Annotated in this window: 11 protein-coding genes and 2 tRNA genes; 5 read left to right on the top strand and 8 right to left on the bottom strand. The window is 48.2% G+C overall.

The annotated features are described in order from the left end of the window. Positions 1-144: 144 nt before the first annotated feature. A complete protein-coding gene (locus tag C4B57_05685) occupies positions 145-606 on the bottom strand; it encodes an SsrA-binding protein (GenBank protein ID PXF54861.1) in 462 nt (153 codons plus the stop codon). A 106-nt stretch (positions 607-712) separates the two neighbouring features. On the opposite strand from C4B57_05685, the gene C4B57_05680 reads away from it, so the two are divergent. Further along, positions 713-940, top strand: a complete 228-nt coding sequence (locus C4B57_05680) for a hypothetical protein (GenBank protein ID PXF54815.1) — start codon at positions 713-715, stop codon at positions 938-940. 77 nt (positions 941-1,017) lie between these two features. Here C4B57_05680 and C4B57_05675 read toward each other — a convergent pair whose 3' ends face one another. Next, entirely contained in the window at positions 1,018-4,512 is a 3,495-nt protein-coding gene (locus C4B57_05675) for a DNA polymerase III subunit alpha (GenBank protein ID PXF54814.1), read from the bottom strand. A 16-nt stretch (positions 4,513-4,528) separates the two neighbouring features. Next, entirely contained in the window at positions 4,529-6,082 is a 1,554-nt protein-coding gene (locus C4B57_05670; GenBank protein ID PXF54813.1) for a GMP synthase (glutamine-hydrolyzing), read from the bottom strand. Between the two features lie 307 nt (positions 6,083-6,389). Between C4B57_05670 and C4B57_05665 the strand changes: the two genes are divergently transcribed. After that, positions 6,390-7,721, top strand: coding sequence for a sodium:alanine symporter family protein (locus C4B57_05665; GenBank protein PXF54860.1), 1,332 nt, complete (start codon positions 6,390-6,392; stop codon positions 7,719-7,721). A 14-nt stretch (positions 7,722-7,735) separates the two neighbouring features. On the opposite strand, the gene C4B57_05660 is transcribed toward C4B57_05665, so the two are convergent. The 4 genes from C4B57_05660 to C4B57_05645 form a co-directional block, all read right to left on the bottom strand. After that, the gene (locus C4B57_05660) at positions 7,736-8,041 is read right to left on the bottom strand and encodes a hypothetical protein (protein PXF54812.1); all 306 of its coding nucleotides are present in this window, start codon (positions 8,039-8,041) and stop codon (positions 7,736-7,738) included. Positions 8,042-8,104: 63 nt separating this feature from the next. Further along, positions 8,105-9,163, bottom strand: coding sequence for a dTDP-glucose 4,6-dehydratase (gene rfbB, locus C4B57_05655; GenBank protein ID PXF54811.1), 1,059 nt, complete (start codon positions 9,161-9,163; stop codon positions 8,105-8,107). After that, positions 9,160-10,047: a dTDP-4-dehydrorhamnose reductase gene (gene rfbD, locus C4B57_05650; GenBank protein ID PXF54810.1), complete on the bottom strand. Its 888-nt coding sequence runs from the start codon at positions 10,045-10,047 to the stop codon at positions 9,160-9,162. The genes rfbB and rfbD overlap by 4 nt, the downstream gene beginning before the upstream one ends. Before the next feature lie 13 nt (positions 10,048-10,060). Then, the gene (locus C4B57_05645; GenBank protein PXF54809.1) at positions 10,061-11,029 is read right to left on the bottom strand and encodes a DUF368 domain-containing protein; all 969 of its coding nucleotides are present in this window, start codon (positions 11,027-11,029) and stop codon (positions 10,061-10,063) included. A 228-nt stretch (positions 11,030-11,257) separates the two neighbouring features. On the opposite strand from C4B57_05645, the gene C4B57_05640 reads away from it, so the two are divergent. Together C4B57_05640 and C4B57_05635 are read left to right on the top strand one after the other, a co-directional pair. Next, positions 11,258-11,332, top strand: a tRNA-Thr gene (locus C4B57_05640). Between the two features lie 37 nt (positions 11,333-11,369). After that, positions 11,370-11,445, top strand: a tRNA-Ala gene (locus C4B57_05635). A gap of 511 nt (positions 11,446-11,956) precedes the next feature. Here C4B57_05635 and C4B57_05630 read toward each other — a convergent pair. Next, positions 11,957-12,742: a hypothetical protein gene (locus tag C4B57_05630; protein ID PXF54808.1), complete on the bottom strand. Its 786-nt coding sequence runs from the start codon at positions 12,740-12,742 to the stop codon at positions 11,957-11,959. A 249-nt stretch (positions 12,743-12,991) separates the two neighbouring features. On the opposite strand from C4B57_05630, the gene C4B57_05625 reads away from it, so the two are divergent. After that, the coding region (locus C4B57_05625; GenBank protein ID PXF54807.1) for a hypothetical protein at positions 12,992-14,261 on the top strand (1,270 nt) is incomplete at its 3' end.

Below are 14,261 nucleotides of genomic sequence, written 5' to 3'. Positions count from 1 at the left end.
CCCGACACGCCACTTAAGCTTCCATACCCCCGTCGAATCCGGTTCGCCCCCATATGGTTGCTGAACCTGTTTTCCTATGAGCTATTTTTATAAACTATAAGAAATACATCAGGGGGTGTCAATACAAATAAAAAAGATGCGCTATTACCGTATCTTATAATCCTTCTGGAATTCCCGTTCCAGGGTTTTGCGTCTCATGGTCTCACGCTTGTCATATAATTTCTTACCCTTGGCAAGGGCGAGCTCCACTTTTGCTTTCCCATTCCTGAAATAAATACGAAGCGGTATCAGAGTATATCCGCGTTCCTGGATTTTTCCCATCAACTTGCGTAGTTCCCTGCGATTAAGAAGGAGCTTCCTGGCCCTTGTCGGGTCCAGCTTACCGGCATTGACCGCATAGGGATACGGAGATATGTGTACATTGTAGAGCCACGCCTCGCCATACCTGAAGCCCACATAGCCATCAGTAATGTTGGCCCTTGCCTCCCTCAGGGACTTGACCTCCGGCCCGAGAAGGACAAGGCCTGCCTCCACGGTACTTTCTATATGATACTGGTGCCTGGCCTTACGATTCTGGCAGACGATCTTTATTCCTTCGTTATTTATCTTTTTCAAATTGAAGTACCTTATAATCCCTCGTAACCGTTAACGGGATTACAACGCCGGTTTTACGGCAACTCACCGAACTGTAAGCGTTTACAGGGTGCTGCAGATGCGAGGCGGCGGGTATGCAGACGTACTCCCTGTACTTCAAGTGCCCGACCTGCCTGCCGGCAGGCAGGCAACAAAGCAAATGCGGTGCCCTGTGAGTAAATATCCGGTGAACCCGTGGTCCGCTGTGGAAGTTGCCATCCGTGCCCTGCCGCAGGAGCGGTTTGCCTTTTGCAGGGTTTTGGGTAGCGGGCCGGATTGCACTGCCTCTCCGGTCCGCGATGAGTGAGCTTTGAGACCCGGAAAAAGGTAACCGCTCCAAGGCAGGATATAACGGGTTCACCGAATATTTACCCCTGTGAACGCTTACGAATTATTATTCTCTGGTTCATATTCTACCTTTAACCCGGCATAGCCCAGCAAATCATTCATGCTTCCGGTAAGCTCGGGGCTTATGCTCACATTATATTCCTCAGGGAGGCTCAGGGTTATCCGGCCCCTGTCCCTGAGAATAACTGCCAGTTTTACAGGATATGATCCACGGTATTTGCCGAACAGGTCCTGCAAGGGCCTGAGTACCGTGGGTCCTATCCGATCCCCTTTAAGCTCGACCAGGATTCCTCTTACTCTTTGTCTGCAGGCCTTATTCAGCGGCTCTATGGAATTCGCAAGTATCTTGCCGGACTTCTTCCCGTCTTCTTTTTTGATGGTCCCTGCCACCCACACAGGGGAATCATCTTCAATAAACTCCTTCATTTTTTTGTATATTTCCGGAAAACAGACCACTTCAACAGAACCATGCATGTCTTCAATGGTCAGAAAGGCCATTCGGTCTCCCTTCCGGGTGATGATCTCCTTTTTTGTCCGAATTATGCCTGCAAGACCGATCTGGCTTCCGTCCATCATGCCTGGAATATTGTCTATGCGGGCGCTGCCCATCCTTGAAAGGTCATCCATGTATGAGTCCAGGGGATGCCCGCTTATGTAGAATCCAAGTGAATCTTTTTCATTAGCGAGGCGCTCGATTTCAGGCCATTCAGGTATATCAGGCAGGATCAGTGCGGATTCCGGAGGCTTCTCAGGGGTTGCCTGGGCCATGAAATCAAAAAGAGACATCTGTCCCGAAATGCGTTCCTGTTTTTTGGAGTGTCCAAAATCCAGGGCCATATCCAGGCCGGCGATCATCTGCGAACGTCTGTGGCCCAGGGAATCAAAGGCCCCGCACTTGATAAGGCCTTCAAGCATCCGTTTGTTTACTTTTTTAAGATCAACCCGGGAACAGAAATCCTCAAAGCTGGAATATGGACCATTTTTTTCTCTTTCCCGGACAATGGCCTCTATTGCGCCTGATCCGACATTTTTTACAGATGCAAGGCCGAAGCGGATACTCTCACCCTCTATTGTAAAATCCATCTTGCTGTGGTTGATGTCTGGCGGAAGGATTTGAATGTCTCTGGCCTTGCACTCGCTTATGAACTTCACCACCCCATCCGTATTTCCCAGTTCGTTGGACAGCAATGAAGCCATGAAGGGAACCGGATAGTGCGCCTTTAACCACGCAGTCCGGTAAGCTATCAGGGCATAGGCTGCGGAGTGGCTCTTGTTAAAACCATATCCTGCAAATTTCTCCATCAAATCAAAGATCATCCTGGCCTTGAAATCCGGGATGCCGTGCTTTACGGCGCCTGATTGAAAGCGGTCCCGCTGTGCGGCCATTTGCTTGTGATCTTTTTTTCCCATGGCCCTTCTGAGGATATCGCCCTCACCAAGGCTGTAGCCTGCCAGCACCTGGGCTATCTTCATTACCTGTTCCTGGTAGACAATGACCCCGTATGTCTCCTTGAGAATAGGCTCAAGCTCCGGCAGGAGATAGGTCGCTTCGATCTCTCCGTGTTTGGCCTTTACGGCCTGGTCCACCATGCCGCTTTCCATTGGACCCGGACGGTGGAGCGCCACCAGGGCTATTATGTCGGTGAAGCCGGAGGGTCTCATGCGCTTCAGGAGATCCTTCATGCCAGGGCTTTCAAGCTGGAATACTCCGGTGGTATTCCCGCTTGACAGGAGTTCATAGGTTTCGGGGTCATCCAGTGGAATCCTGGCCATGTTGATGTCCTCTCCCATGTGCTCCCTGATAAGCCTGAGGGCCGTATCTATCACGGTCAGGGTCCTCAGCCCAAGAAAATCGAACTTGATGAGCCCTGTCTTTTCCACACACTTCATGTCGAACTGGGTGACGGTCTCGCCGTTTTGGCCTTTGGCAAGGGGCAGATATTCCACCATGGGCCTGTCTGAGATAACCACTCCTGCCGCATGGGTTGAGGCGTGACGCGGAAGGCCTTCAAGGGACCGTGCAACGGCAAGGAGTTCCGCCACCTTCGGGTCTTTTTTCTCGAGCTGGGCGAGTTTGGGCTCGAGCTTAAGCGCCTTCTCAAGGGTAATATTGAGCTGTTCCGGGACCAGCTTGGCTATGCGGTCCACTTCCTGATAAGGTATCCCAAGGCCTCTGCCGACGTCTCTGATTACGGCCTTGGCTTTCATCTGGCCAAAGGTGATTATCTGGGCTACAAAATCTTCCCCGCCATACTTTTCAGTAACATAGCGGACAACCTCGTCCCTGCGGTTCATGCAGAAATCTATATCTATGTCAGGCAGGGACTCCCGCTCAACATTCAGAAATCTCTCAAAAAAGAGGCCGTATTTTACCGGATCGATGTCTGTAATCCGCATGGCGTAAGCCACCAGGGAACCTGCCACGGATCCCCTGCCCGGGCCGACCGGTATGGACCGGGACTTTGCCCAGTTAATGAAATCGGCAACTATGAGGAAGTAAGAAGCAAAATCCTTTTTCTTTATGACCGATATTTCGGTCTCGAATCTTTCCCTGTATTGGGCCTGTTCTTCTCCGTGGATTTCATTTTCCTGAAAACGCTCCTCAAGACCCTTTCTGGCAGCGGCCTCAAAAAGGCCGCTGTAGGTCTCACCTTTCTTTATCGGATAGAGGGGAAAGTGTTTCCGTCCAAGTTCCAGTTCTACATTGCATTTTTCAGCTATCTCACCCGTTATGGACAGCGCCTCAGGATAGTCTTTAAATCTCTCGGCCATCTCCCCGGGAGAAGCAAAATAGAGCTTATCCGTGGAGAAGCGCATCCTGTTGGTATCATTTACTGTCTTATTGGTCTGTATGCACAGCAGAACATCGTGTGCCACGGCATCCCCGGGAGCCAGATAGTGACAATCATTGGTGGCAACCAAGGGAAGCCCCAGTTCTCCGGCAAGGTCCACCAGGCCCTGGTTTACCATTTCCTGCTCGGTTATATCATTTTTCTGTATCTCCAGATAAAAACGGTTGGCGAATATGCCTGCATAGGTCTCTGCAAGGGCCCTTGCCTCTTTCATGTCTCCACGGAGAATGGCAGCCGGAATCTGGCCGTGGAGACAGGCGGAGAGTGCTACAAGACCCTGATTAAAATTCTCCAAGAGCTCGAGATCCACCCGGGGTTTGTAAAAAAAGCCTTCAAAGTAGGCGGTGCTCACCAGTTTCAGGAGATTCTTGTATCCGGTGTTATTCAGGGCGAGCAAGACAAGATGATAGGCGGCCTCCCTTGAGCTTCGGGCGCTCCTGTCCCCGCGTCCCCTGGGTGCAACATAGACCTCGCACCCGATGATGGGCTTGATGTTATGCCTGAGGGCCTGTTCATAAAACCTGAGCGCCCCGTACATGTTGCCGTGATCTGTAATCGCAACGGCCCTGTAGCCATATTTCCCGGCCCTGGGGAAAAGGTCCTTCAGCCTGATGGCACCGTCAAGGAGGCTGTATTCAGTATGAAGATGCAGGTGGATGAAAGGATTGGATGATTGCATGATTCTATCTGTTTCCTCATTCCCACTCAATCGTGGCGGGCGGCTTTGGGCTTATATCATAGCATACACGGTTTACCCCCCGCACCTCGTTGATAATCCTGTTTGAGATCTTTGCGAGCAGGTCGGCAGGCAGTCTTGTCCAGTCAGCGGTCATGGCATCCAGACTGTCTACCACCCTTATTGCCACCACATTGTCATAGGTGCGCTCATCTCCCATAACACCCACCGTCCTTATCGGCAGGAGTACTGCGAATGCCTGCCATACCTTTCTGTACCAGCTACTGGATTTCATGATCTCAAGTACGATGGCATCCGCCTCTCTCAGTACTTCCAGGCGTTCGGCAGTCACTTCTCCCAGGATTCGGATGGCCAATCCCGGTCCGGGGAAAGGATGGCGGAAAACCAGATCTTCGGGCATCCCCAGCTCCAAGGCAACCTTTCGGACCTCGTCCTTAAAAAGTTCCCTGAGGGGCTCTATCAGCTCAAGCTGCATGATCTCCGGAAGCCCTCCTACATTGTGATGGCTCTTTATTGTGGCAGAGGGACCTTTAAAAGACACGCTCTCTATGACATCAGGATACAAGGTGCCCTGTGCGAGGAAGTTGACATCCCCGATTCGCCTCGCCTCCTCTTCAAAGATACGGATGAATTCTTCCCCTATTATCTTTCGTTTTTCCTCAGGGTCCTCTATTTTTATAAGTTTACTGAGAAAGCGATCGCTTGCATCCACATAGTGGACCTTGAGATCGAACTGTTTCAAAAAGGCCAAAACCGTCTCTGCTTCATTTTTTCTCAGAAGTCCGTTGTTCACAAAGACGCTTGTCAGTTGATGACCTGCCGCCCTGTTTACCAGAAGCGCGGTAACAGTGGAATCCACCCCGCCGGAAAGGGCACATATTATCCTGCCGGATCCGACCCTGGCCTTTATTTCACCGGTTACAACTTCCACAAAGGAACGCATGTCCCAGGTAGGCGTGCAACCGCATATCCTGAACAGGAAATTGGCAAGCACATCCTTTCCGATCTCGGTATGGATCACCTCCGGATGGAACTGTACCCCGAAGAATGGCAGGGTCCTGTGACGCATGGCTGCAACAGGACAGGACTCGCTGTGAGCTATGCCGATGAAATCCTCGGGCAGGATCTCGATCCTGTCACCATGGCTCATCCATACCTGATATGTGACAGGATCAGGGGCAAGACCATAAAAAATATCATCAGGATCATCAATTGAGAGCTTAGCCGGACCGTATTCCCTGTTATAACTCCTTTCCACCTTACCCTTGAGAAGGTGCGTGGTAAGCTGCATGCCATAGCAAATGCCCAGGATCGGGATCCCGAGTTCAAACAGTTCGGGAGATACAGCCGGTGCATCTTTATCGTAGACACTTGCAGGTCCACCTGAAAGGATGATTCCCCTTGGGTCCATAGTCCTTATTTTATCCATACCGACGTTGAAAGGATATATCTCACAGTATACCTTGGCCTCCCGGACCCGCCTGGCTATGAGCTGGGTGGTCTGGGAACCGAAGTCGAGGACCAGGACCTTTTGTTCATGTATATTTTCCATGGCGCTTCAGGCCTCCGATATTAACAATAACATCAGCCGGGCCCCGAGCCAAGTTGCCGTGTTATACATTTACGTTTTTCCTTATTTCAGACATCGTTAAGTGGTTGAGTAGTTGATTAGTTAAGTGGTTATTATTGTTTGAATTTATATCGTTTGCACAAAAAAAGGTCTAATATACTGATTTAACAGGCTTATTTTTCGACTTAACGACTCAACTATTTGACGATCTCTGTATTTAAGAGTTTTGCAAAACAGCGGACAGTAATATAAAGCACCACACAATAAAAACGAGGAGAAAATAGTGGCACTGCCAGAGATTATGTCGAGCCTCAACAGTTTTGTCTGGGGTCCTGTAATGCTCGTCTTTCTGTTGGGCACAGGGTTCTTTCTCACCCTGCGCCTGCGTTTTGTACAGATATTTAACCTCTTTAGGGCCTTAAAGCTCGTCTTTTCAAGGCCCAAGGGGGATGATGCAGCAGGGGATATCAGCCCGTTCCAGGCATTGACCACTGCCCTTTCAGCCACCATTGGAACAGGCAATATAGCCGGGGTCGCCACGGCTATCTATCTGGGCGGCCCGGGTGCCATTTTCTGGATGTGGATCTGCGCCTTCTTCGGCATGGCAAGCAAGTATTCTGAGGCAGTACTGGCAGTGAAATACAGGCGCATACTCCCTGATGGGACCATGCAGGGCGGTCCCATGCGCTATATAGCAGAAGGCCTTGGACTGAAATGGTTGGGATGGCTCTTTGCGTTTATGGGCAGCCTTTCCGCCTTTGGAATCGGCAGCATGGTCCAGTCCAATTCGGTGGCAATGGCACTTGTTGAAACGTGGGGTGTCCCTCCCCTGCTTACCGGAATTGTGCTGGCAATAATGACCGGGGTCGTAATAATCGGGGGTATCCATCGCATCGGAAAAGTCACTGAGATACTTGTTCCGGTCATGGGGATTGCTTATGTATTCGGGGCGCTCATGATACTTGCCCTGAATCTTGACAAGATCCCCGGGGCACTCACCTTGATAATAAAACATGCCTTCAGCCCTGCCTCTGCCGCCGGCGGTTTTGCCGGGGCAGCAGTGGCCGGCGCCATCCGTTTCGGCGTGGCCCGCGGGGTCTTCTCTAACGAGGCCGGCCTCGGAAGCGCGGCCATCGCACATGCGGCGGCCCAGACCGACAGCCCTGTGCGCCAGGGTTTCATAGCCATGACAGGCGTATTTTTTGACACCATTATTGTCTGTTCCATGACAGCCCTGGTAATCCTTTCGACCGGCGCCTGGACCAGCGGGGAGACCTCCAGCGCGCTGACATACACGGCCTTTGAAATGGGACTTCCCGGCACTGGCGGGCTGATTGTGACCATTGGGCTTGCCGTATTTGCATATTCTACCATGATAGGCTGGGCCTATTATGGTGAAGAGTGCATTGAGTACATTCTGGGCCTGAAGGCCAGGACGCCGTATCGCTACCTTTTCTGTCTTGTCATCGCCATCGGCGCATTTCAGAAAGTAGATTTTGTGTGGGACTTTTCCGATACCATGAACGGGGCCATGGCCATCCCAAATCTCATCGGCCTGCTTGGGCTCTCAGGGGTAGTATTAAAGATGACCCGGGAGGCCTTGTCCGGACCGGAAATCTGAGCGGAAACCGCTCCTTATTTGCCGGTCTTCTGATGAAGCTTGTCTGCTATCCGCTGGACTTTATCGGATTTCACCATGGACGCGGCCTTGTCTGCAAAACGCATGGCACCTGAAATATTGCCATCTTTAAGATAGCCCTTGACCCTCTCTTCAATACGGGGCGTGGCACGATCTTCCTTAATATGGAAGGCCGGTGCCGCTATGAGCTTTTTGGACTCACAGCTCCCGCAACCAGGGCATGTTGGAGGGTCTTCGCCTCTGCCGGCAATCACCTCAAAAATCAATCCGCACTTGGCGCATTCATAATCATATATCGGCATGATATTATTCCGGGCTCCTTTAACAATTTATGCAGAAATCCCATTTTTTCAAGATCGGCCCTGTCAGTATCCATAGTCATAATGCTCCCTGATCCAGGAGCGGTACTCTCCAGTCCTAACCCGGTCGATCCATTCCTGGTTATCCAGATACCATTTGACAGTTTTACGGATCCCTGTTTCGAAGGACTCTTCGGGAGTCCAGCCCAGATCCCTTTTTAATTTGCTGGAATCTATGGCATATCTTCGATCATGACCGGGCCGGTCCTTTACAAATGTTATCAATTCCCTTCTCGGCCTGCGGTCTTTCAGTTTCTGAAGGCCGTCCAAAATGTCACAGATCATCTCTACAAGGTCAATATTTTCCACTTCGTTGTTGCCGCCGATGTTGTACATATTGCCCCTTTTCCCTTTTTTTATTAATTCCCAGATGGCAATACAGTGATCCCTGACATAGAGCCAATCCCTAACATATCTGCCATCTCCATAGACCGGCAGGGGTTTTCCCTCAAGGGCATTGAGGATGATCAACGGAATCAGTTTTTCGGGAAACTGATATGGACCGTAATTATTCGAACAGTTGGAGATGATAATAGGCAGGCCGTAGGTCTTGTTATAGGCCCTGACCAAATGGTCTGAAGCAGCTTTTGAGGCGGAATAAGGGCTGTTGGGTCTGTAGGGGGTCTCCTCTGTGAAAAACCCGTCGTCGCCCAGGCTCCCGAACACCTCGTCAGTGCTGATATGGTAAAAGAGTTGCAGCCTGCCCCGGTTTGACCTCGCCGACTCCAATAAGTTGAACGTACCTACGATATTGGTCCGGATAAATGCATCAGGGCTGACAATGGACCTGTCAACATGGGATTCGGCGGCAAAATGGCAGACAGTATCTATCTCAAAGTCATTAAATATTCTTGCGATGCCCTCACGGTCGCATATATCGGCTTTAACAAAAGTATATCGGTCGGGAAAATCTCTTTCAATATCAAATAAGTTCTCAGGATTTCCTGCATACGTCAGCTTGTCCACATTAATCACCCGCCCTGAAAAATCTGATTCTTTCAGCAGATACCTGATAAAATTGGTCCCTATAAAACCGCATCCTCCTGTTACCAAAATATTTTTCACAGCCCCGCCTCTATAGCCTCGTCTATCAGTTGTTCACGGAACATGGAAACGAATTGATCCACATCATGAAACCAGTCTCTCATCAGATTTATGCCCGCTTTTTTGAGCCGTTTGTTTTCCAGGATTGAATTTCCCGGTCTTATTGCAGGAGTGGGATATTCATCACTCGTACATGGGATCAGTGAGTGCCCGATTCCCATTTCTGCAAGAAAATGACCGGCCAGTTCATACCATGTACAATGTCCTTCAGCAGTGGCATGATAGGTTCCCCGGCCGTTCTTTTTTATGAGTTCGGCGATCTGAAGTGCCAGCCGGTAGGACCACGTAGGTGAACCAAACTGGTCGTTCACGACCTTCAACTTCCTGTCAGGGTCGCGAAGGACCGACCTGAGGATGGTCTTAAGGAAGTTCCGGCCATGCATGCCATACAGCCAGGCTGTCCGTAATATTATGTATTGTCCGGCCGCCTGCATCACTGCCGCCTCACCTTCAAGCTTGGTCCTGCCATAATAGGAAAGAGGATTCGGTTCATCGTCTTCCACATAGGGCTCCGGCGGCTCCTTCCGGCCATCAAAAACATAATCAGAGGAGATATGGATCAATAGACCGCCATATTTTGCGGCCCAGGATGCCAGGTTTTTCGGCCCTTCAACATTGACCTTCCAGGCAGGTCCTCTCTCTGTCTCACAGGCATCCACATTGGTGTATGCAGCGCAGTTGAGTATTATCTCAGGAGTGAGATGTCCTGTTATTCTGTCCACATCCGGAGGGTCAGTGATATCCAGTTCCTTTGAGCTTAAGGCAAAGACTTCGTGCGCTCCCTGAAGAACTTTTGCGCAATCACTGCCCAATTGTCCGCCAGCTCCACATATAAGTATTTTCATTATCCCTTACCACCTAACATTTCAACCGTAACCATTCACGCTCCTTGGCAATCGTGGAGCGCTTTCTTTTTTCAGCCAGAAAATCCATAAAAAAGACGATCAAGAAGCCGAGGACAACCAGACAAAGAGCCAGCATTACTTCCATACTCCATTGAGACGGCAAGATATTGACCCGCTGGGCATTTCCATGGTTGTCTGTCATGCCCTGCAAGGATTTTTTCCAGGGCCAGATCTTCCTCAATGAACCCAGCATAAAGCCGGTTAATACGGCTATAGTAAAATTATAGTATTTATTTAAGAGCCAGTTAAGAAAACGAATGAATGAAATTAATCCTACTCCGGCTCCGGCAGCCACTATGAAAAGTGTCAAAAAATCACGGTTATTCACGGCTTCAAGCACATAATGATATTTACCCATAAGTACGAGGATAAATGCCCCGGATATCCCGGGAAGTATCATTGCACATATAGCAATAGCCCCGCTCATAAACAAGAACCACGGGGTATCCGGAGTAGATGCGGGTACCATGCCGACCAGGCAGTAAGTACAGGCCGCTCCCAATCCCGCCCAGGCAAAAATGGATGGAGTCCGTCTGTCAAGATAACGGCTTACGGTAAATAGAGAGGCAACTATCAGACCAAAGAAAAAGGACCATATCAGTATCGGACGGTTCTGAAGAAGCCAGCTCAGGATCCTGGCAAGACTGAAGACGGCTGTAAAAATACCGATGCCGACCGCCATGAGAAACCGCCATGAGACATGATTCAGGGCATCCCTCAACTTCAGGGAAAAAAGCAATTTTAAAAAAACCAGATCAAAAGACCTGATAGACTCGATCAATTCCTTGTAAATCCCAAGGATGAATGCCATGGTTCCGCCCGAAACCCCGGGAACCACATCCGAGGCACCCATGCAAAAGCCCTTTATTGCTAATACAAGGTAAGCTTTGAATGATCGATGAGATCGGATCCGGCCTTTCATAACAGCTTCGCTTTTATGGCATTCATAACCGCTGATGGACACGAATCTATGCAAATAAAAAAGCACTTTCGCATCATCGTTTATTAGCGGTCATTCGCAGGTTTTTCAAGAACGAGTCGCTCCCATTATGATCACACTGAACACATCTGGCACTAGAATATTCCGTCAATTCGAATTTGCCCTTGACCAGCCTTAAAGTAGCATGATAAAAAGCAGTTCGTCGATCAAGCCGGCATAGCTCAGTGGTAGAGCAGCTGATTCGTAATCAGCAGGTCTTCGGTTCAAGTCCGAATGCCGGCTCCAAAGGATTACGGTCCATAGGAGCCGTCAGAACAGTAATGGGGATGTAGCTCAGCCGGGAGAGCGCCACGTTCGCAACGTGGAAGTCGGGGGTTCGAGTCCCCCCATCTCCACCATCAGGCCAACCCCAATCGTATCCCTTGTAAATATTCGGTGAACCCGTTATATCCCGCCTTGGAGCGGTTACCTTTTTCCGGGTTTCAACCCAAATTATGCACTTCAACCGCCGAACAAAATAATTTCTTTTATAATTTCAGTAGACTATCGTCAACATAATGCCAAAAGATGTTCACCCAAATGGTGACAAGTTCCAACAGCAAAAGTGTTCGGCATTTGAGGCCGCAAGGGGCTCGCAATTTTGTAGAATCTGCTTTGTTGTCGGACACTTGAAGTACCAAAGTACGTCTGCGTGTCCTCCGCCTCGCATCTTCAGCAAACTTGCGAGCTGCATAATTTGCGTTCAAAGCTCACTCATTGCAGACCGGAGAGGCAGTGCAATCCGGCCCGCGATCGAAACCCTGCAAAAGGTAAACCGCTCCTGCGGCAGGGCACGGATGGCAACTTCCACAGTGGACCACGGGTTCACCGAATATTTACTATCCCTTTTTGACGCAAATCGATTCTCTGTCAGCAATGAGCAGATAACTTTCTAACACTAAACATTACATTCTCATCATTCCAGACAATTTTATCAGGACTTCTGAAATGACTAATAATATTTAACTGAAATTCTTTTAAGGATTCTTCAAATTCTTTCTTGGAATATAAACTAAATGTAGAATAATGATGCTTTCTGGCTTGTTTTATGAGCCATTTCAAATTAGCTTTTCGTTTATATTTGAAATATTCAATAGATTCTAAAACTAGATCGGATATCTTCTTTAACGTTTTCTCAAATTCATTTATCTCCAAAAGGCGTTTCTCTTTTTCATGAAATTTAGGGAAAAATCTTCCCCAAATATTTCTTTGATTCTGGCTTTGTAAGCGAGTGTAAATAAATAACCGTCCTTTATTTTTTAAAACCCTGGAAGATTCTTTCAGAAAATCTAAAAGGTTGAAATGATGTACAGCATTAAAGGTGACTAAAATATCAAAATAATCGGCAATTAATGGTAAAATAATTGCTGATGCTCTTACTGCATCAAACTCCTTTATATTGTGTTCTCTTAAATTCTTATTAAGTTTTCTCAACATATTTTCATTATAATCAATACAAATAAGATAGAGAGATTTGCCGATATGATTAAACAATTCTATATCATATCTTCCACCTCCACAACCAATATCTATTCCTTTTATCTTTGTTAAATTTCTCAGTTTATTCTTTATGAATAAGATTGGTTCTATATCCGTAGTTCTCAGGTCTTCATATTCGTGCGCGATTTTTGAAAAGTGGCGGTGAATCTCTTTCATGGTTTAGTGATTTTTAACTTTAAATATCACAATGTTTCTACTTCACTTAATTTTGCCATATGACTATTGAGTTAGCTCCGCTTCGATATATAGTCTTTGATTATTGGGTGATTATCCCTTGTCCCTCCAATGCTCTCCTCCCGTGAACGGTTGCCATCCGTGCCTTGCCGCAGGAGAGTCTGTCCCGCAAATATTAGTTGCAAAATGAGGCCGAATTCGGTAAAATATTATATAATTTCAACATGATAATTGCTTTTTGAGGGCCTCATGAACTACAATTTCAGAAGCTATAATCCGGAGCAACCATATCTGCTACCCCCATCTCTGGACGACTGGCTCCCCCAGGACCATCTTGCCCGATTTATATCTGAGACAGTTGATCAAATGGATCTGTCAGCATTAATCACAGCTTACAGAGCCAATGGCCAGGGAAGCGCAGCCTATCATCCGGCAATGATGGTAAAGATACTTTTATACGCCTACTGTATGGGTATTCCATCCAGCAGGAAGATTGCCAAAGCCCTGGTAGATGATGTGGCATTCAGATGGCTTGCTGCCGGTAATTTTCCAGATTTTAGAACCATATCAGAATTTCGCAAAAGACATCTCAGGGCTCTGCAGGATCTTTTTCCCCAGATACTACTTCTCTGTAAGGCTTCTGGTTTGGTAAAGGCTGGCATTATAGCCCTTGATGGCACCAAGGTTAAAGCCAATGCAAGCCTGAGCCGCAACAAAACTTATGAGCAGCTTTCCAAGCAAGAGAAGCGACTCAAGGAGAAATTGGAAGCACTCCTTGAGCAGGCAGAGAAGACAGATCAGGAGGAAGACAGGCTGTATGGCAGCAAACGTGGTGATGAACTTCCTGAGGATTTGAGTACTGCAGAAAAAAGGCTTGCAAAGATCAAAGAGGCTAAAAAATACCTGGAAGCCAGAAAAAAGGCTGAAGCCAAAAAGAGCAAGGAGTCTCATAAGAAACACGGCAGAAAATCTCAAAAGCCTGACGACACAGTGAAGCCTGAAACCAAGGTCAATATGACCGATTCTGAGAGTCGTATTCAGAAGACGTCCAAAGGTTATATTCAAGGTTATAATGCTCAGGCCGTAGCTACAGAAGACCAGATAGTTATTGCCTGTGACGTGGTGAATGAGGCCAATGACATTCATCAGCTTAAACCTATGCTGGAGCAGGCACAGCAGAATCTTTCAGAAATAGATGTTTACGCAAAGACAGTCCTTGCTGACGCAGGGTATTGCAGTGACGATAATCTTGAATACCTGGAATCCAAGGATGAAATAAACGCTCTTGTTTCAACCCGGAAAGAGCAAGAGATGAGAAAGGCCGAATCCGGCTCCAAAAATATCAGGCACCGTTCCGACAGATACAAGGCCATGGACAGGAACCTCCAAAACCCAGTCAGTCGATATATTTATGGATTTCGCAAGCGAATAATTGAACCTGTATTTGGGCAGATGAAACATTGTCAGGGTTTCCCCGGCTTTCTCTTACGTGGACTTGAGA

This window comes from Deltaproteobacteria bacterium (assembly GCA_003194485.1).
Lineage (GTDB): Bacteria > Desulfobacterota > Dissulfuribacteria > Dissulfuribacterales > UBA3076 > UBA3076.
Note: the sequence above shows the minus strand (reverse complement) of the source record. Positions and strands in the feature narration are given on the sequence as shown.